The organism is Clostridium sp. Marseille-Q7071, assembly GCF_965112025.1.
The window spans coordinates 2,980,123-2,998,869 of sequence record NZ_CBCOPR010000001.1 but is presented as its reverse complement, the minus strand read 5'-3'; the positions used below and the strand labels follow the sequence as shown (position 1 = coordinate 2,998,869).

The following is an 18,747-nucleotide window of genomic DNA, read 5'->3' as shown; positions in this document are numbered from 1 at the left end:
TAAAAGTGCATTTATTCTGCTTCCCTACGGTGGTATTAACCACATCAGGTTCAAGGGTTAGGCAAAATCTGCCCTCTCAGCCATAAGGCACCCCTAGCAATAAGGTTATTTAATTCTTTAATTTCATTATAACAATATTTAATATTTTTGCAACATATATCTAAAAATAATCAAATTATGAATTCGATTATATATTAGACTTATAAAATCTTTATATAACTAATATTTATATATCCTCCGCTGTTACCATAATATATAGAATACCAACCATTAGATTTTTTGTATAACTTAACTTTATCATTCTTTTTTAATTGTCCAATTACTGAATAATTTATACCAGGTCCACTTCTTACATTTAAAATATCAGCAGTGATTTGTGCTATTTTATCTTTAATAGAATAGTCATCAGTAGTTGGAATGGTTTCTTTATTATCATCAATACCAGTTAACGCTTTAAATATGCTTTTAGCTACGGTATATGGTCCAAGTTTCTGCCATAAATTCATATCATTTTTATTATCTACGAATGCGACTTCTGGTAATATGCAAGCCATATTAGTTTCTCTAGGAACGTATAAGCTTTTATTTTCTTTTACTCCTCTATTTCTAAGTCCTAAATTGGATATGGCATCTACTACTGCCTTAGCACAACTTGAAGCTAGTCCAGAATTTGAAAATACATATACTTCTGTGCCATAACCATTTCCATCAGAGGAGTTATGATGCATGCATATATGAAGTTTCGGTTTATAATTATTAGCTCTATTTACTTCTAGTACTAGCCTATCATTTACAGATAAATCTTCATCATATGGTGTTACATCATATATTGTTAAGTTGTATTTATTACATAGTTTAACAAATTCCTTAGTTATTGATTTATTTAATTCAGCTTCAATCTTATATCCTACAGCCCCAAGATCTGTTTTAGTGCAATGTCCTGCAGATATCGTTAGTGTATCACCTTTATTTATCAGTGCCATAATATTATCACCTCAATTATATATATGCATATAAAAGGATTATCAATATATGAAGTATGATTTTATTTTTAAGAAATATGATGGCAACTGTATTTTGTATTAATCAAATTCATAAGTTTCTATAATAGCTCTTCTATTATAGATTTTTCACTAATAAATCAATAGTTATGATAAATAAAGAATGTAAATTATCGCATAAACCAATGTATTATTTTATTAAGAAAAAAACGTTCTACTGTAACTACAAGTATGCAAGAAACTATAAAACAACTAAGCTTAAATTCTGACATTCTATCTTCAAAATATTCTCCTCGTAAAAGTGAAAAGAAATCTGGTGTAAAGGAATACCTAATACTTTCATTTAAATCATCAGTATCATTAAATATTAACTTAAATATAGCTTTATAAATTGGTATATTTATTAATATAAGTATAAAAATAAGCATGTATATATGTCACCTCTTAAATTTTACTATATACCTATTATTGTAGAAATATCTTATTTATTAATATATGGATTATATTATAACTAAAAAATAGTTAGTAATTATTAATCAAATTGAAAACCCAGTGCTATAAAGGAGCATTGGGTTTTTAATTTAAATACAATATAATTTTATGTTTTAAGCTTTAAGTAGGCTTTCAAAAACTTCCGCTGCATAGTAGGAACTTCTTACTAATGGTCCACTAGCCACAAATTTGAAGCCTAAATCTTTACCGATAGTTTCATATTCTTTAAAAGTATTAGGATGAATATATTCTACAACATCTATATGTTCTTTTGATGGCATTAAATACTGTCCTATAGTTAATATATCGCAATCTACTTTCTTTAAATCCTTCATTAACTCTATAACCTCTTCTTCACTTTCACCTAATCCTACCATAAATCCAGATTTGGTTAAAATATTTGGATTTAGCATTTTTACGTTTTGTAAAAGCTCTAGAGATCTTTTATAAATTGCCATAGGACGAACTTTATTATATAAATTTTTTACAGTTTCAATATTATGATTAATTATTTCAGGATTAGAATTCACTACTGTTTTCAATGCCTCAATGTCGCCTTTAAAATCAGGTATTAACACCTCTGTTGTAACTTTTCTATCTAGCTTTTTTATTTCTTTTACAGTTTTTGTAAAATGATTAGCCCCGCCATCAAGTAAATCATCCCTTGTAACTGAAGTAATTACTACATGTTTTAGGTTCATTTCTTTTACAGTTTGTGCTAAATTATATGGCTCCATCGGATCAACTTTTTCTGGGGCATCTTTTGTAACCTTACAAAACTTACAATTTCTAGTGCAATTTTTACCCAAAATCATAAATGCTGCTGTACATTTATTATAACATTCTCCATGATTAGGGCATCCTGCTTCTTCACAAACTGTATTTAATTTATATTGGCTTAGCAAAGAACTAACCTTATTGATATTTTTACCACTTTGTAATTTTACCTTTAACCATTCTGGTTTTCTTAAATATGTCATTAACCCACCTCTATTTCATATACTCCCTTTTAACTTTAAGTTATATATCATAATTACTTATATATAAATTATAACATCAATTTAAAAGAAAAATTGTAATATTATAGTAAAATAATATATTTTTCCTCGTATTGCATTCTATATATAGCATGTTTATGCATATTAAATATTTTAAAAGTTCATTTATTAATAAATATTTTTGATATTTAAAATAAATTTTAGGCTAGGTGTTTTTGAAATATATTCTTTAAAAGTTTGCAGCCTCTTATACTTCAATATTTATACCTATTTATATGATTTATTTACTTGAAAGTCGACATATAGATATTTTTTATAGATTAAAAATACCTATTAAAGTCTTATACTTTACTATTTATTTATAATATTGTAAAATATTAGAAACAGGTGTTAACAAATATGAAATACGTACTTTATGTATTATCTAAAGGGGGATGCTATGGAATTAATAGTAATAAATTTTATCTAGTGAATTTAATTTAATGGTATTAAGGGAGGAAATTTATTATGGTCAAAAAGGGTTTTTTTAAAAAAATAATTTCATTAACTACACTAGTATTAACTGTTTTACTATGTTCTTTCATCAATGTTTCAGCAAAAAATTTAACAGATGTATCTCTTCAAGGATATCCAGCATATGAAGTTATACCTTTAAAAGTAGACATTAAATCACTTAAAGGACCTGCTGGACCTATAGGTTTGCTAAATGGTACTTTCGATTTTAAAGCTAATTTTAAAGATTTTAATGGAAATGAACCTTACTTAACTTCGAATTCATCCTATACTACAAAATATTTATGGAATTTTGGTGATGGAAACACTAGTGAAAGTGATTCACCAAGACACACTTATGCAAGACCTGGAAGATATACTGTAAAAGTTAGTATAAAATGTTCACCTCTGCAAACGAGACCTTGGGAACATCTTAATACAATATTTTATAGTGGAGAAGGAACAGAAATTATTGAAGTAAGATAATTTGTCTAATCTTTATAGGTACTTCTATGGAAGTTGAGATAAAAATAAATGAGATATATACCACTACTAAAATCATCATCTGTACAATAGGAACACAGAATAAAGATTTAGTCACACTAAAAAATTATCATTAGATAGTATTAAATTGATAACAGCCTTGATGAACAGAAAAGTCATCAAGGCTGTTATTTTTTATCTATAAAAAGACTATCTATCCTAACGCCACATCAAGAACCATCATAATAAGAAAGCCAACCATTACTCCTATAGTTCCTGAATGTGAATGCTCTCCTAGATGAGCTTCAGGTATCAATTCTTCCACTACCACATATATCATAGCACCTGCTGCAAAGGATAGAAACCAAGGCATAATTCCTTGAATTGAACCAACTAACAATACTCCAATAATTCCAGCTATAGGTTCCACTATGCCTGACAATGCTCCATATATAAAAGCTTTTGTATTTGATAATCCTTCTTTTTTAAGTGGCAATGATATAGCCGCTCCTTCTGGGAAGTTTTGAAGTGCCATTCCAATTGCAAGAGCTGATGCTGATGCAATGCTAACTGTAGAATGTCCACTTCCTGCAAGTCCAAAAGCAAGCCCAACAGCTAATCCCTCTGGAATATTGTGTAGAGTTACTGCAAATACAAGCATTGTGGTACGTTTTAAAGATGACGGAAGTCCCTCTGGATGATCGCTATCTAAGTGAAGATGTGGTAATAAATTATCAAGTAAAAGTAAAAATAATCCACCGATAACAAAACCGCCTGCAGCTGGTATCCAACCAATCATTCCTTGTTCTTCTGCCATTTCTATAGAAGGAATAATAAGAGACCATACTGATGCTGCTATCATTACCCCTGCTGCAAAGCCTAAAAATATACGTTGCAAATTTGGCTTTATTTCTCCTCTAAAAAGAAATACCATTGCAGCACCTAAGGCTGTTGCTAAGAAAGTAAATCCTGTCCCTATGGCCGCAAGTGCAACCGGACTTAATGTATTCATAAATGTATTCATAAATGTCACCTCCAAGTAAATTCAAAATGTAATATAATCATCATTTATAACAAATTAATATTCTTAGTAATTATAAAACTCTTAGTAATTCTATTAAACTACTATTTTCCACTGTTAAGTATATAATCAAATAAATATACTTAAACGATATTGATTATCAATTAATATTATATACCCTTAAATAATTTATATCAATACATAATATTAAATTAGCTTACATAAAACGCCAAAAATCTTCCTTTTACAAGCTATTAAAATTCCACCTTGTAGTGTAGGTCTACAATTATCCTTGGAAACTAGCTTATAATATCTTCTAAATAATCTTCTATCTCCTTATAGCTATTTACTTCTAGGAAATCTCCATTATCTTTTTCTACATCTACATTATTTTCTTGTCTGTTAAACCAAACAGCTTGTATTCCAGCATTTTGTGCTCCTATTACATCATACTTAAAACTATTTCCTATATACCATACCTGATTATTATCCAAACCTAATTTTTTTAATGCCAATTGAAAAATTCTTTTATCTGGCTTTCTAAAACCATATTCACTGGTTGATATAACAAATTCAAATCTACTAGGGTTTATTTCATAACGTCTTAATTCTTCCTTAATAGCTTCTTCTGAAAAAGTAGAGTTACTTAAGATAGCTTTTTTAATATTATTTTGTTCTAAGTAGTTAAGAAATTCTAAAACTCCTTCCATTACTTTTCCTCTAAAAGCTTCTTTATTAAATATGTTCTCTATTTCTAGTGGAGTTAAATCAAAATAAATATTATGCATCTCATAAAGAAACCTTTGAAAACTTCTCATATTATATTCAATACCAGTAGTTTCTCTTCCGTCGTTAAAAATTCTCCCCATTTCTATAGCATACTCTTGTATCTCTTCTGCTGTCACCTTATCAGGATTGTTTGCTTTTTCTAATAACTTCCTTGTTCCCTCTAAAGGATTATTTTTTATATACTCAATAATTGTATCTCCTGCATCAAATAATATAGCTTTAGGTTTATTCATTTTTTATTCCTCCTATGGACAAAGGTTAAATAAGTAAATAGATGGCTAGTAGGAAATGATCAAGGTTTTACTTATAGTAATATTTTACCACATAATATTACTGCAACGAAGTTCAACTATTTTAAATTTCTTTCTATCATTACTATCGCTAATAAAGTATAGTGATAAAATTACCAACTTCTTAAAACAAAACCAAATAAAAAATGAAATGTGTAGCAATTCGTTACACATTTCATTTTTATCTCACAGAAAATCTATTTATTTATCATTCGATATATTTTCATTCTTTCATAAACTAATTCTATCTTATAAAGTTCGTAAATACTTTACGTTCCTTCTTATTTTCTTCTACATTTTCTTTACCAGCCTCAATAACTTTCATAAGCCATGTCATATTTTTACCTAAGACTCTCATAATTTGCATTCCTTCTTCATCCTGAGTTGCTTCACCTGGAACTGTACCATAAACTACATTCCAATAATTTGATGTAGGCATTACCATTTCTGAATAGTTAATGTAATTATTTAATTGATTAAATGCTGGAACTCCTCCAGATCTTCTTACAGCAGCTACACTAGTGCCCACTTTATGTCTAAACATTCCTCCATTTGCAGAGGCTACATAAAATGCACGGTCTAAAAATGATTTCATAGTTCCTGCTATAGCTGAGTAGTATACAGGAGATGCCAAAATAATTCCATCAGCCTCTTTCATTTTTTGAATCCACTCATTAACTTCATCATTTTCAATAACACATTTTTCATTTCTGTTCCTACCGCATCCATTACATGCCAAACATCCTTGTATTAATTTGTTTCCCACATGAACAATCTCTAATTCTATGTTTTCTTTTTCTAATTCTGTTCCTACAGCTTTTATTGCCTCATAAGTATTTCCATTCTTTTTAGGACTTCCATTAAAAGCAACTACTTTCATAATATTACCCCCATACAATTTATATCTTTAATGATGTTATTATATGCCTTCATAATCTAATTAACAAGTACGCACTTTTCTGTTAGTAACTTACCTTTAGGGAACATTTATTATTATGGACTTTAGTTTATTGAGCGCGTAAACCTGCAAAACATAAAACCTGCTACTATGCTGAAGTTTTAATTCTTGTGAGTTTCTAATGTTATACTCTTTTTCATCTTTAATTTCAATATATAATTATGCCTAGTCTAAGTCCATACATCTAGATGAATATATAAAGACTATAAAATATTATAGATAGGTCATTTTTAATTATAAAACCATCATCTCTGCAAATTCTGTATAATGACTACATATTAACGTAATTCCATGCTGCTGCATATTCATTTTGTTCAAACTCAGCATTATTAGGAATACTTATACAAACGCTCGTACGCATTTTCTTTTCGCCAGCCATTTGCTTGAAAAACTTAGTATAGTTAAGACTATAATTGACTGATTATTCAAATAAGTGTATAGTAATTCGCGAGTCGAAATGTTATGTACAGGAGTTGAATATATGAGTATTTATGATGATACTTTAATAGAGAATATTGAGGTATTACTAAGAAGAGTCTGCTTTATTATTAAGAAAAGAGGAAGAAGAATTTTAGATGATTATAATATAACTCCAGCACAGTTTGATGCACTGCAATATCTTATATGTAATGGAGAATTAACAATAAGCGAATTAAGCTCTAAACTTTATCAAGTGCCCAGTACTACTACAGATTTAATTGATAGAATGGAAAAAAATTTATTAGTTGAAAGAATAAAGGACCCTCGTGATAGACGAATTGTACGAATTAAAGTTTTAGATAAAGGTCATAAGGTTTTAGAAAATGTATTAATTGAAAGATGTAAGTTTTTAGATAATTCTTTGAAAGGAGTTTGTGACGAAGATAAATTAGAATTTACCAAATACTTAAAAATACTTTTTGATGCTAATAACAATCAAGAATAAATATAAGTCTTTTAAAGATATATTATACAGTTGACATAAAGGCTCACAGTATTGTTATAATATAAATATAATTCTAATTTATAAGCTTTTTCACAATAACACTTTTTCTAATTATAAGGAAATAGTTAATATATCGAAATGGTTATACTTAAAGGTAATGAATAAAAAATTTTTATGTCTTTATTTTAAGTATCTAAAAAACAACAACATAGTATGTTACTTTATTTTTTCATCATACTACGTTGTCACAACTATTTATGGTAATTGAATTTCAAAGCTTTGTTTTTTATATTTGTAACAATTGACTTATACTGCCCATTCCTAAGAAATTCCCAACAGCATTTCATGTTCTTATGTCTTTGAATTGCACTTTGATTATACTAAGTTGTTTTCAGTTGCATGGAATGTACAGATACTTTGAAAGACTCATTTCCCGGCATTGAACCCGAAAGAATCTCTAAGGTTTCAAACCCCATTGCCTCATATAAGCGTAAGGCAGGCTTATTTCCTACCAAAACCTCTAACATAAGTGGCCTACAGGTCGTATTTTTAATGACATGTTTAACTAAACTTTTTCCGATGCCCTGTCTCATAGCACTAGGATCGACATAAATCCACGCAATTTCATCTTCTGAATATGCTACAAATCCTACTACACTATCATTTAATTGACCAACTACCAATGTATAATCAAATAATCCTTCGTCAATGGCAGCCTGAGCAAGTGGTATAAATGCATCCTCCAACCCAGCAAATTTAAGTTCTATTTTTCTAGCGCAGTCATGTATTTCCCCGATACGTGGCCAATCTTGAGTTTTATACTCTCTTATAATAATATTTGACATAACAAATACCTCCACTCGTCTCTAGATAATTTTTAGAAAAAATCGTTAATATTTATAATAGTGCACAGCATTTATAATTAATTTTCCGATTTTCTATTGTCATTCATATTCCAATGCAGTTCTTCTATAGAGTCAATTATTTCTTGTGTCAAAACTGAAACCCCTATGGTCTCAAATAGATTTTTTATAAATAATAAAATATTTTTATTGTGGTGGACCACACCTAGAACATGGAGTGTATCCTCTATTCATTGCATTTTCTAAAGTAATTTCTATTTTACTTCTTGATAAGTATCCGCATCCATCTGAATGATATTTTTCTCCAGTTTTAGTTATGTATACAACAGTGCTTATATCATCATTTACTATTTCAGACTCTAATTCTACTTCAGATTCTATAACATTACTATTTTCACTAACATTATTATTTGCAATAGATTCTTCTAATTGTTTCTTTTCTTCTGCGTCTCTTCTTACTTTCTCTTCCGCTTCTTTTCTAGCTTGTTCTTCTTTTGCTTTTTGCGCCTTTAATTCTGCTTCTTTTTTTTGTTGTTCTTCTCTTTTAGTTTTCTCTTCAGCTATTCTTTTTGCTTCCTCTTTCTCATCTTTAGAGTTTTCTTCTAATGATTTTTCATCTGTTAAAATAGAGTTCTTATTACTGGTTATTTGTTGTATTTTTTTAGTAGGTTCATTAGAAGTTTCAAATTCAGTAGCTATTCCTCCAATTCCAGTAAGAACTGTACATAATAAAAATGTACTAATTATTCCTTTAAGCATTATATTTCGAGATTTAAATTTGTTACTTTTCTTAAATAAAAATATTAAATAAGCTAGTGGTACTATTGTTAATAATAGAGAAGCAATTTTAGGTGATATTGCCATAGTAATAGATAAAAATATAAAAAATACTATAAATCCCTTAATAGTACTATTATTCTTCATAAACTCTCCTCCTTTCATGATAATATTCTACAATTATCTAGTTTTTCCTTTTATAAACAATAAGGAAATTCTTATTCTAATATAAGAACTGTCTAAAATTATTGTAATAATAGATCAAAACAGCTTTCTTTAATTAAGTCTTAAAGATGAATTTTATATTTTGGTGTAAGTTGTAATTTGGTAATAAATTAAATTACACTTTTTTATTCTCATTGACATATACAGTTTTACGATATACAGTATAACTGTATAGTTATACTGTATAGTTATATTGTATAAAAAATGGAGGATAAAAATGAATTTAACAAAGTTTTTACCATTAACAGAAACTACATTTTATATTATGCTTGCATTGAAAGAACCAGCACATGGATACAGTGTAATGCAAAAGGTGGAGAAATTGAGTGATGGCAAGGTTAGAATTGCCGCAGGAACTATGTACGGTGCTCTTGATAACCTAACAAAGCAAAAATTGATTGAATCAGTAAAATCAGAAGATGCTCGAAGAAAGGTTTACAAACTTACTGATGCCGGACATGAGGTCTTAAAGCTTGAGATAATGAGATTAAGACATATTATTAAAATAGCAGAAGAATTTGGTTTCTAGGAGGAAATGAAGATGAGACAACTTAAAGTCTTTACCAATTTTCAACAGGAAGAGCAATATCTAAATCATATGGCACAAAAAGGATTTGAGTTTGTAAGGCACTCTACTTTTGGAATATATCATTTTAAAAAAGCTAATCCAAAGATTAGTTCTTACAAGGTGGATTATCGTATTTTTTATAAAAAATCAAATTTCCTAGATTATATTTCTATGTTTGAAGATAGTGGCTGGAAACATATTTACGGAACACAAGGGTCCGGTCAGCAATATTTTTTAAAATTATCAAAGGAAGCTACATCTGATATATTTTCAGACGAGAAATCAAGGGCAGATCGGTATGTCCGTCTACAACATAGATGCTTAGAATGGTTCATTTGCATAATAGTTGTAACATTGGTAAGTACTAATTTTAATTTATCTGAGCTTTTCTTTTTAACACCCGGTCTTTGGGAAAGACAAGGAGCAGAATTTTGGAAGGCTTTCTGGTTTGAATTTCCATTTATGCTTATGAGAGTTCTTCCAATTACTCTTTGTATAATTGGTACTGTTTTAAACGGATATTGGGCAAGAAAAGCAAAAAAAGCATATGAGGATTTTTTATCAAATAAGGAAATTTAATTGAGAGGTGTATATTAAATTGAAAAAGAAAAACTTCCTATTATTATTTACATTTATATTTATTATAATGTCACTGTTTTCTGGCTGCAAAAAAGAAACAAAATTAGCAGAAAATATGGAACAATATATTACAGGAATTGATTCTATTACAATGCCAGACAACATCAAAATTGTAGGACTTGGAGAAGCTACCCATGGCAATGCAGAGTTTCAAATATTAAAAAAAGAAGTCTTTGAAGCATTAGTGAAGAATAATGGTTGCAGGATTTTTGCTATTGAAGGAGATTTTGGTGGATGTCAAAAAGTCAATAATTATGTTCTAAATGGAGAAGGAACTGCAAAAGAAGCAGTTTCTCAAATTGGATTTGGTATCTATATAACAGAGGAAATGGTTGACTTGATTCAATGGATACATGATTATAACAAGAATTTGAACGAATCACAAAAAATCAAGTTTTATGGCTTTGATATGCAAAGATATGATAATAATAAAGAAGGATTGTTATCATATATTGAAAAAATAAACCTAGATATGGTAAGCAAGTATAAAGATTTACTAGTAGACTTAAATGACGATACTGTATATACGCAAGATCCATCAAAAGTGAAAGAAGCATTAAAGAATATAGAAAATTTAATATCTGAAATGGAATTAAATAAGAATATATATATAAAAGCAACAAATGAAAAAGAGTATTCTTTAGCACTTCAGTTTGCTCAATCCATAAAAGAAAATGCCACTTTACGTGATGGGAAGGTTAATTACTCACAGATGAGAGATGAATATATGAGCAATAAAGTGAAATGGATACTAGAACATGAAGGAAGTGACATGATATTTATTAACGGTCATAACGGACATATTGAAAAATCTTCAGCTTCACCTATCTATACTTCTATGGGCAATCATTTGGCTGATGAATTTGGCGATGCTTATTATGCAATTGGAACAGATTTTTATAATAGCACTTTTACAGCAGTTACATCAAATGATGAAGTTAAAAACTTTACTCTTACAAATCAAAATGAACTTGTGGGGCAATTTATAGATTTACCTGAAAATGAATACTTTATGGATTTTGAAAAAGCGAAAGCTAATCCGGCTTTAAAAAGCATTATTGAGGAAAAGCAACCAATGGCAAATATCGGTGCTGAATTTAATGATTGGCAAGGAAAATTTAAAAAATTCTACACCTTAAACATGATTCCAAGCAAAGCCTATAATGGAATTATTGTAGTTAAAAATGCAACCCCAAGAACGGTTATAGAAGATTAACCTAATTGTAGATAATTATTTTATCTACAGGACTCTCACACCACCGTTTACCAATCTGATACACGGTGGTTCTTTAAGTTGAATGAATTTTAATATACTGACTAGTTATGTTTTTAGACCTGACTTTGAAAAGAATTAATTTTTGAGTGTTTTATTCCTTATTAATTTCAGCATACTTTTATCATTAACATCTTTATCAATAGTATTCTTTTATAGAAAAAATGAATCTACTGTTTTTGAAAGTCAATACTCATTCATTTCCTATTCTAAATAACCTATTTTTTGCACTTTGCTTTTTGATAGTATCGAATTAATAACAATAATCTAATTTAGTATAAAAAATACAAACCTACTTAGTTAAAAATAGGTTTGTATTTTTGGTGCGGAGAACGGGACTTGAACCCGTACGAGTGTACACTCGCCACCCCCTCAAGATGGTGCGTCTGCCAATTCCGCCATCCCCGCATATATATAATATAAACTTGTATTATAATAATATCATATTTACATTATTATAACAATAATATTTATAGGTTTTTAGTTAATATTGCGTTTTTATATATAAACAAATATAACTTATAAATTTTAAAAAGGCACTAAAAAGTGCCTTTTATTTTAAATCGTATAACTTCTTATAAATTTTATAATTTTTATTTACTTTTTTTACATAACCATCAGTTTCTTTAAATGGAATTAAATGAAGGTTTTTACCATCTTTAGAATATTCTTCATCGTTAAGCCATTTTTGGACATTACCTCTTCCACCATTATAAGCAGCTAAGATTAAGTTAATGTCACCATTAAATTCTTTACTTAAATTATCTAAATACCAACATCCCATTTTTATATTTATTTCAGGTGTATATAAAGCATCATAAGTAATTTCCTTCATGCCACTTTGAGCAGCTATCCAATCAGCAGTATCCGGCATAATTTGCATGAGTCCGTAAGCACCTCTATGAGATAGTGCATCCTTATCAAAGTCGCTTTCTGCTTTAATTACTGCTGCCACCAAATTTGGATCTAAATTATATTCCTTAGAATAAGTGAGTATGTGCTCTTGGTAATTTAAAGGATATATAGTTTTGATGACACTTTTATAGTTAAAAACCATATAAATCATCAAGATAAATATACATAGTTTAATTAATGCTTTAAATTTTTTCATTGTTCCCCCTTACTAATAAATTAAAAATTATATTATCCAATTGTTCTTCTGTATGTGAAAGTGTATCACTATTATCAATAGTATAGGTAGCGTATTTAAGCTTTTCTTTTAACGGCATTTGACTATTAATCCTATTTAATGCATCTTTTTTACTTAGGGAATCCCTTGCCATTACTCTTTTGATTTGAATTTCTTCATTTACTACTATAATTATTACTTCATCCATATATTTATGAAGATTGTTTTCAATTAGTGTAGGAGCATCAACTATACAAAGTTTTTCTCCAGCTTTCACGTACTTCTCTATTTTATCAAAAATTTCTTTTTTAATATAGGGTATTATTATATTTTCTAACTTTTTTTTAAAAATTTCATTAGAAAATATAATATATCCTAATTTTTTTCTATCTAAATTATCATTTTCATCAAAAACTTCTTCACCAAATTCTTTTTTTATTGACCATAGAACCTCCGGATAAATAATTAATACCTCTCTTGAAATTTTGTCCGCATCAATTACTGGAATATTTCTTTCTATAAGCATGTTTGAAACGGTACTTTTCCCACTGCCTATACCTCCAGTAAGACCTACTACTATGGTACTATTTTGCTTCATACCAAGTTTCTCCAATATTTATATCCACTTCAAGAGGAACACTTAAATCTAAAACTTCTTCCATTTCTTTTTTTACTAAAGTTGTAACTTCATCTAACTCATCTTTATAAACATTTAGTATTAATTCGTCATGAACTTGCAATATAAGCTTACTTTTTAAATTTCTCTTAGTCAATTCTTCATATACGTTAACCATTGCAAGTTTAATTATATCTGCTGCACTACCTTGAATAGGTGCATTCATAGCTAATCTCTTACCTAAAGCTTTTAAAATTTTATTAGAAGCAGTTATTTCAGGTATGAATCTTCTTCTATTTAAAATAGTTGTAACATATTGTTTACTTTCTGCTTCATTTATTACGTTATCCATATATTCTTTAACTTTAGGGTATCTTTCTAAATAATTATCAATATATTTTTTAGCTTCCGCTTTTGTAATATTTAAATCTTGAGCTAAACTAAAGTCTCCTATACCATAAACAATTCCAAAATTTACTGCTTTAGCATTACTTCTCATTGTGGAAGTAACTTCATCTATAGGAACACCAAATACCTCTGAAGCAGTTATAGTATGGATATCACTATGTTTTTTAAAAGCATTGATTAAATTTTCATCCTGAGAAATATGAGCTAATACTCTAAGTTCGATTTGTGAGTAGTCTGCTGATAAGATAATAGAATTTTCGTTCTCAGGAATAAATACCTTTCTTATTGCTCTTCCCATCTCATATTTTATTGGTATATTTTGAAGGTTTGGCTCTGTACTTGATAATCTACCTGTAGTTGTAACAGTTTGATTAAAACTAGAATGAATTTTTCCATCGGTATCAATAACTGCCTTAAGTCCTTCAATATATGTGGAATAGAGTTTAGTTAATTGTCTATAATAAATTATTTTTTCTATAATAGGATGCTTATCTTTTAAAGCATCTAATACTTCCGCATTAGTAGAATAGCCTGTTTTAGTTTTCTTTATTACAGGTAAATCAAGTTTTTCAAATAATATCTTTCCTAATTGTTTTGGTGAATTTATATTAAAATTTTCATCTGATATTTCATATATTGATTTAGAAGTAATATCAATTTCTTCTTTAAAATTTTCACCAAGTTCATCTAATTTTTCTCTATGAATTTTAAAGCCTGCACATTCCATAATAGAAATAGCTTTAGTTAACGGTTGTTCAATCTCATATAGAAGATTATTCATATTAAGCTCTTCTATTATTTTCTTTTCTTCCTCATAAACTTTAGGAAGCATAGCTAAAGAATTAATTTCTAATTCTAAATTATCTCCACCAACTGTTTCATTTATAAAGTCTTCTATAAGAGTCTTTAAGCTATATTCTGATTTAGAAGAGTCTATTAAATAAGCAGCAATTTCACTGTCAAATTCTACTGATTTTAAATCAATATTTAATTTATTTAAAGCTGTGTATACATTTTTCAATCCATGAGAAACTTTTTTTGTTTCTTCACTTTCAAATAAAGCTTTTAAAATTTTTATTGTTTCACTTGAATCTTTAATCATAAGTTCATTTATATTAATAATATAATATTTACTGTTATGAATAATAAATATATATTCAATTTCTAATTTTGAATATACATTTACATCTTTAAGTTTAAAAGTTAAAAACACTTTTTCTTTTATATCACTTATTAATTCTTTTAATTCTGTTAAATCTTCAATTGTTGTATATTCCATATTAATTACAGCTTTTTCTTCAATATTATCTTGTTCATTTATATTATCTATTTTAGATAATAGTGATTTAAATTGCAGCTTATGGAACAATTCTTTTAACCCTTTATTATCATATTCTTTCTTAGATTTTATAGATTCCAAGTTCATTTCCACAGGCACATCAGTAATTATAGTAGCAAGCTTTTTACTAAATATTGCTTGTTCACTGTTTTCAATTAAATTTTCTTTTAATTTTTTTCCACTAACATTTTCTAAATTTTGTAGAAGATTTTCTATACTGCCATATTCTTTTATAAGCTTAAAGGCAGTTTTTTCTCCTACACCAGGTACCCCAGGAATATTGTCAGATTTATCTCCCATTAAGCCCTTCACATCTATAAATTGTTTTGGAGTAACCCCAAACTCTTCAATCATTCTAGTTCTATCGTAAACTTCTTTTTCTGTCATCCCTTTTTTATTAATAACTATTTTAACGTTGTCTGTGGCTAACTGAAGTGCATCTTTATCTCCTGTTACTATATATACCTCAATGTTATTTTCTTCTGCAAATACAGATAAAGTTCCTATTAAATCATCAGCTTCGTAACCATCAATTTCAAATATATTAATAGCCATCTTTTTAAGGAGATCTTTTACTATTGGAAATTGCATTCCAAGTTCGTCAGGCATTTTTTTCCTTCCAGCTTTATATTCATCATACTCTACATGTCTAAAGGTAGGAGCAGCTCTATCAAAAGCTGTAACAATATAATCAGGCTTTATATCTTCAATCATTTTAAATAACATATTTGTGAATCCATACACTGCATTAGTATATATTCCTTCTGAATTGGTTAGTGCAGGCATAGCATAAAAGGCTCTGTATAATAAACTATTACCATCCAAAATTAATAATCTTTCTTTTGACATAATTTCACCTCTATTTATTTATTGGCCAATCTTAAAAGTAAATTTTATAGCTATAACTTTTATTTGTTAAGGTATCTCTTTAAACTATTAAAATCATCGCTAGGATAAGTGTTTAAGATTTCCTTTAAAAGTTCAAAAGCTACTACATTTTCAAGAACCACTGATGCAGGAATAACTCCACATACATCAGATCTTTCATATCTTGTTGTTATATTAGTTCTATCTTTTAAATTTATAGATTTTAAAGGTTTTTTAACTGTAGGTATTGGTTTCATAAAAGCAGTTATTTTAATATTCTCTCCATTTGATATTCCCGCTTCAATTCCTCCAGCATTGTTAGAAGTTCTTTTTATAGTATTCTTTTCAAAGTAAATTTCATCATTAAAGCTACTTCCAAAAATTTTATCTTTATTTAGTATATCACCAAATTCTACTGCCTTAATACCTTGAACGGACATAATACCAAAGGATAAAATAGCATCAAGCTTTCTATCATAATGAGCATAGCTTCCAATTCCCATAGGGACATTGCTTACTTCAAGTTTAATGCTACCTCCTAGTGTGTCTCCTTCAATCTTACATAAATCTATTTGTTTTTTCATTTCCTCTTCTATAGTTTTGTTGTAAACTCTTAACTCACTATTATTAATGGCTTCATACACACTATTATTAAATAAATCTATACTATCGTCACAGTAAGTTCCTATACTATGTACTTTACTTCTTATTTCTATATCTAAAGACTTTAATATGTTTTTACAAATAGCACCTACTGCAGTTCTTATTGAAGTTTCTCTAGCAGAAGTTCTTTCAATAGAATTCCTAATATCTCCAGTATTATATTTATAAAAACCTACTAAATCACCATGTCCAGGTCTAGGAATGATTATTTTATTTTCCTCCTCTGGTTCTTTGCTCATAATTTCTTTCCAGTTTTCATAATCTTTATTAAATATAACTAAGGTTATAGGATTTCCTGTTGTTGTATTTCCTCTTAATCCACACCAAATTTCAACAGAGTCTTTTTCAATTTTCATTCTTTCACCTCTGCCATACCCCTGTTGTCTTCTACTTAACTCATTATTTATAAAATCTATATCTAACTGAAAATTTGATGGAATACCTTCCAATATAGCAACTAAAGCTTTACCATGAGATTCTCCACTATCTAAAAATCTTAACATCTCATTTCTCCATTCTTAGTCAATATTTATATGATAGTTTATTATAGCATTACTTACTATTATTAACAACAAAGCAACTATCTTATTAATTATTATGTCCAATATATTTTAAATAAAGGCTGCAGTAAAAATAGTAATCTCAAATTTAAAATTAATTGTAAAAAAACAAGAGATAAATACAATCTCTTGTTTCTATATAACCTGTTAAAAACTTCAAGAATATTTTCTCTTAATCAAAAGTATTAAAATATACTTAAATCTAATTCTCTTGATAAATTTTCTAATACCCTAATTCCACCTATACTATTTCCTTTTGGATCTAATGAAGGACCTACAACTCCAATTCCCATCCTTCTAGGTACTGCTGCCATTATTCCACCGCCTACACCACTTTTTGCAGGAATACCTATATGTACAGCAAAATTACCAGATTCATCATACATGCCACAAGTAACCATTATCGTCTTTATTATTCTACAAGCTTCTCTTGAAATTACTCTTTCTTGATTCATTAGCACTCCTTCATTAGCAAGCATTGCACCTATCCTTGCTATATCCTTGCAGGTAACCTCCATAGAGCATGCTTTAAAATAAACATCCAATATTTCGTCTACATCACCTTCAATAATACCATTGCTCTTCATATAATAAGCTAATGATCTATTTCTATCTCCAGTAGTTTTCTCACTTTCGTATACTTCATTATTTATATCTATAGAATTGTTTTCGCAGATTTTTCTAGTAAAGCTAAGTATGTTATTAAATTTTTCTTCTGAGTTTTTACCAGAAATTAAAGAACTTGTTGCTATAGCTCCTGCATTAATCATTGGATTTAAAGGTTTTCTTTGAGGGCTTGTCTCTAAATTTGTTATTGAATTAAAAGAAAGCTCTGTAGGCTCCATTCCCACCTTTGAGAAAACGTATTCAATCCCGTTATTAAGAATTGCAAGCATTAATGTAATTACTTTTGATATACTCTGTATAGTAAATTTAGTTTCGTAATCACCAGAATAATATTCCTTTCCATCTAAAGTTGTTACACAAATACCTAAAACATTTGGATTTGCTTTTGCCAGTTCTGGTATATAGGAAGCTAAGGTACCTTTACTAGTCCATTCTCTGTTATTTTCAATTATCGTATCTAATATTCTTTTCATAATCACACCTCTTTATGAATATAAGTATCTAAATTATTACAACCATATTATATATATGTAAAATACAATTTGCAATAAAAATAAGAACTAATCCATGTAACTATAAGACTTTTATTATAAAAATATTTATTTTTATATAATTATAAGTTAAACCTTGAAAAACTTTAAATAATATGTTAATATAACAATGTACTAAATGGGGATTGGTAAAAAGCCCTATTTCTAAGTTAATTGGGAGTTCTTTCTAGAATGAAAGAAAGTAACAATTAAA

18 protein-coding genes, 1 tRNA gene and 1 riboswitch are annotated in these 18,747 nt (G+C 28.3%); of the genes, 5 read left to right on the top strand and 14 right to left on the bottom strand.

Annotation, left to right across the window (positions count from 1 at the left end):
* Positions 1-4: 4 nt before the first annotated feature.
* A riboswitch (TPP riboswitch) is annotated at positions 5-105 on the bottom strand.
* 95 nt (positions 106-200) lie between these two features.
* The 3 genes from ACWPW7_RS14165 to lipA all read right to left on the bottom strand — a co-directional run bounded on the left by ACWPW7_RS14165 (position 201) and on the right by lipA (position 2,473).
* Entirely contained in the window at positions 201-983 is a 783-nt protein-coding gene (locus ACWPW7_RS14165; protein ID WP_454054030.1) for an N-acetylmuramoyl-L-alanine amidase, read from the bottom strand.
* Between the two features lie 188 nt (positions 984-1,171).
* Entirely contained in the window at positions 1,172-1,429 is a 258-nt protein-coding gene (locus tag ACWPW7_RS14160; protein ID WP_454054029.1) for a hypothetical protein, read from the bottom strand.
* 177 nt (positions 1,430-1,606) lie between these two features.
* Positions 1,607-2,473: a lipoyl synthase gene (gene lipA / locus ACWPW7_RS14155; RefSeq protein WP_454054028.1), complete on the bottom strand. Its 867-nt coding sequence runs from the start codon at positions 2,471-2,473 to the stop codon at positions 1,607-1,609.
* Between the two features lie 525 nt (positions 2,474-2,998).
* Here lipA and ACWPW7_RS14150 point away from each other — a divergent pair.
* Positions 2,999-3,469: a PKD domain-containing protein gene (locus ACWPW7_RS14150; protein ID WP_454054027.1), complete on the top strand. Its 471-nt coding sequence runs from the start codon at positions 2,999-3,001 to the stop codon at positions 3,467-3,469.
* Between the two features lie 211 nt (positions 3,470-3,680).
* On the opposite strand, the gene ACWPW7_RS14145 is transcribed toward ACWPW7_RS14150, so the two are convergent.
* From ACWPW7_RS14145 to ACWPW7_RS14135, 3 genes are all read right to left on the bottom strand, one after another.
* Positions 3,681-4,490, bottom strand: a complete 810-nt coding sequence (locus tag ACWPW7_RS14145) for a ZIP family metal transporter (protein WP_454054026.1) — start codon at positions 4,488-4,490, stop codon at positions 3,681-3,683.
* Positions 4,491-4,786: 296 nt separating this feature from the next.
* Positions 4,787-5,509: an HAD family hydrolase gene (locus ACWPW7_RS14140; RefSeq protein ID WP_454054025.1), complete on the bottom strand. Its 723-nt coding sequence runs from the start codon at positions 5,507-5,509 to the stop codon at positions 4,787-4,789.
* A 301-nt stretch (positions 5,510-5,810) separates the two neighbouring features.
* Complete coding sequence (locus ACWPW7_RS14135; RefSeq protein WP_454054024.1) at positions 5,811-6,446, bottom strand: flavodoxin family protein; 636 nt, start codon at positions 6,444-6,446, stop codon at positions 5,811-5,813.
* A gap of 559 nt (positions 6,447-7,005) precedes the next feature.
* On the opposite strand from ACWPW7_RS14135, the gene ACWPW7_RS14130 reads away from it, so the two are divergent.
* A complete protein-coding gene (locus ACWPW7_RS14130) occupies positions 7,006-7,449 on the top strand; it encodes a MarR family winged helix-turn-helix transcriptional regulator (RefSeq protein WP_454054023.1) in 444 nt (147 codons plus the stop codon).
* 380 nt (positions 7,450-7,829) lie between these two features.
* Here the strand turns inward: ACWPW7_RS14130 and ACWPW7_RS14125 are convergent, their stop codons facing one another.
* On the bottom strand, positions 7,830-8,294 hold the full coding sequence (locus ACWPW7_RS14125; protein WP_454054022.1) for an N-acetyltransferase family protein: 465 nt from the start codon (positions 8,292-8,294) through the stop codon (positions 7,830-7,832).
* Between the two features lie 204 nt (positions 8,295-8,498).
* Complete coding sequence (locus ACWPW7_RS14120) at positions 8,499-9,236, bottom strand: hypothetical protein (protein WP_454054021.1); 738 nt, start codon at positions 9,234-9,236, stop codon at positions 8,499-8,501.
* Between the two features lie 295 nt (positions 9,237-9,531).
* On the opposite strand from ACWPW7_RS14120, the gene ACWPW7_RS14115 reads away from it, so the two are divergent.
* From ACWPW7_RS14115 to ACWPW7_RS14105, 3 genes are read left to right on the top strand one after another with little or no spacing between them, the layout of a single operon-like run.
* A complete protein-coding gene (locus tag ACWPW7_RS14115; protein WP_039630476.1) occupies positions 9,532-9,843 on the top strand; it encodes a PadR family transcriptional regulator in 312 nt (103 codons plus the stop codon).
* 12 nt (positions 9,844-9,855) lie between these two features.
* Positions 9,856-10,461 carry a DUF2812 domain-containing protein gene (locus ACWPW7_RS14110; RefSeq protein WP_454054020.1) on the top strand — a complete coding sequence of 202 codons (606 nt, stop codon included), beginning with the start codon at positions 9,856-9,858 and terminating at the stop codon, positions 10,459-10,461.
* Positions 10,462-10,480: 19 nt separating this feature from the next.
* Positions 10,481-11,737, top strand: coding sequence for an erythromycin esterase family protein (locus ACWPW7_RS14105; protein WP_454054019.1), 1,257 nt, complete (start codon positions 10,481-10,483; stop codon positions 11,735-11,737).
* A 378-nt stretch (positions 11,738-12,115) separates the two neighbouring features.
* Here ACWPW7_RS14105 and ACWPW7_RS14100 read toward each other — a convergent pair.
* From ACWPW7_RS14100 to glsA, 6 genes are all read right to left on the bottom strand, one after another.
* Positions 12,116-12,202 (bottom strand) — tRNA-Leu (locus ACWPW7_RS14100).
* A gap of 145 nt (positions 12,203-12,347) precedes the next feature.
* Positions 12,348-12,905: a lytic transglycosylase domain-containing protein gene (locus ACWPW7_RS14095; RefSeq protein ID WP_454054018.1), complete on the bottom strand. Its 558-nt coding sequence runs from the start codon at positions 12,903-12,905 to the stop codon at positions 12,348-12,350.
* Entirely contained in the window at positions 12,892-13,521 is a 630-nt protein-coding gene (coaE, locus tag ACWPW7_RS14090) for a dephospho-CoA kinase (RefSeq protein WP_454054017.1), read from the bottom strand. The genes ACWPW7_RS14095 and coaE overlap by 14 nt, the downstream gene beginning before the upstream one ends.
* Positions 13,508-16,135 carry a DNA polymerase I gene (gene polA / locus ACWPW7_RS14085; RefSeq protein WP_454054016.1) on the bottom strand — a complete coding sequence of 876 codons (2,628 nt, stop codon included), beginning with the start codon at positions 16,133-16,135 and terminating at the stop codon, positions 13,508-13,510. Before polA ends, coaE begins: the two co-directional genes overlap by 14 nt.
* Before the next feature lie 59 nt (positions 16,136-16,194).
* On the bottom strand, positions 16,195-17,319 hold the full coding sequence (gene aroC, locus ACWPW7_RS14080) for a chorismate synthase (RefSeq protein ID WP_454054015.1): 1,125 nt from the start codon (positions 17,317-17,319) through the stop codon (positions 16,195-16,197).
* A gap of 242 nt (positions 17,320-17,561) precedes the next feature.
* Positions 17,562-18,476: a glutaminase A gene (gene glsA, locus ACWPW7_RS14075; protein ID WP_454054014.1), complete on the bottom strand. Its 915-nt coding sequence runs from the start codon at positions 18,474-18,476 to the stop codon at positions 17,562-17,564.
* Between the last annotated feature and the right edge of the window lie 271 nt (positions 18,477-18,747).

Coding starts and splice junctions, on each gene's coding strand:
- ACWPW7_RS14165 (WP_454054030.1), bottom strand. CDS start 983: ATGGCACTGATAAATAAAGGTGATACACTAACGATATCTGCAGGACAT.
- ACWPW7_RS14160 (WP_454054029.1), bottom strand. CDS start 1,429: ATGCTTATTTTTATACTTATATTAATAAATATACCAATTTATAAAGCT.
- lipA (WP_454054028.1), bottom strand. CDS start 2,473: ATGACATATTTAAGAAAACCAGAATGGTTAAAGGTAAAATTACAAAGT.
- ACWPW7_RS14150 (WP_454054027.1), top strand. CDS start 2,999: ATGGTCAAAAAGGGTTTTTTTAAAAAAATAATTTCATTAACTACACTA.
- ACWPW7_RS14145 (WP_454054026.1), bottom strand. CDS start 4,490: ATGAATACATTTATGAATACATTAAGTCCGGTTGCACTTGCGGCCATA.
- ACWPW7_RS14140 (WP_454054025.1), bottom strand. CDS start 5,509: ATGAATAAACCTAAAGCTATATTATTTGATGCAGGAGATACAATTATT.
- ACWPW7_RS14135 (WP_454054024.1), bottom strand. CDS start 6,446: ATGAAAGTAGTTGCTTTTAATGGAAGTCCTAAAAAGAATGGAAATACT.
- ACWPW7_RS14130 (WP_454054023.1), top strand. CDS start 7,006: ATGAGTATTTATGATGATACTTTAATAGAGAATATTGAGGTATTACTA.
- ACWPW7_RS14125 (WP_454054022.1), bottom strand. CDS start 8,294: ATGTCAAATATTATTATAAGAGAGTATAAAACTCAAGATTGGCCACGT.
- ACWPW7_RS14120 (WP_454054021.1), bottom strand. CDS start 9,236: ATGAAGAATAATAGTACTATTAAGGGATTTATAGTATTTTTTATATTT.
- ACWPW7_RS14115 (WP_039630476.1), top strand. CDS start 9,532: ATGAATTTAACAAAGTTTTTACCATTAACAGAAACTACATTTTATATT.
- ACWPW7_RS14110 (WP_454054020.1), top strand. CDS start 9,856: ATGAGACAACTTAAAGTCTTTACCAATTTTCAACAGGAAGAGCAATAT.
- ACWPW7_RS14095 (WP_454054018.1), bottom strand. CDS start 12,905: ATGAAAAAATTTAAAGCATTAATTAAACTATGTATATTTATCTTGATG.
- coaE (WP_454054017.1), bottom strand. CDS start 13,521: ATGAAGCAAAATAGTACCATAGTAGTAGGTCTTACTGGAGGTATAGGC.
- polA (WP_454054016.1), bottom strand. CDS start 16,135: ATGTCAAAAGAAAGATTATTAATTTTGGATGGTAATAGTTTATTATAC.
- aroC (WP_454054015.1), bottom strand. CDS start 17,319: ATGTTAAGATTTTTAGATAGTGGAGAATCTCATGGTAAAGCTTTAGTT.
- glsA (WP_454054014.1), bottom strand. CDS start 18,476: ATGAAAAGAATATTAGATACGATAATTGAAAATAACAGAGAATGGACT.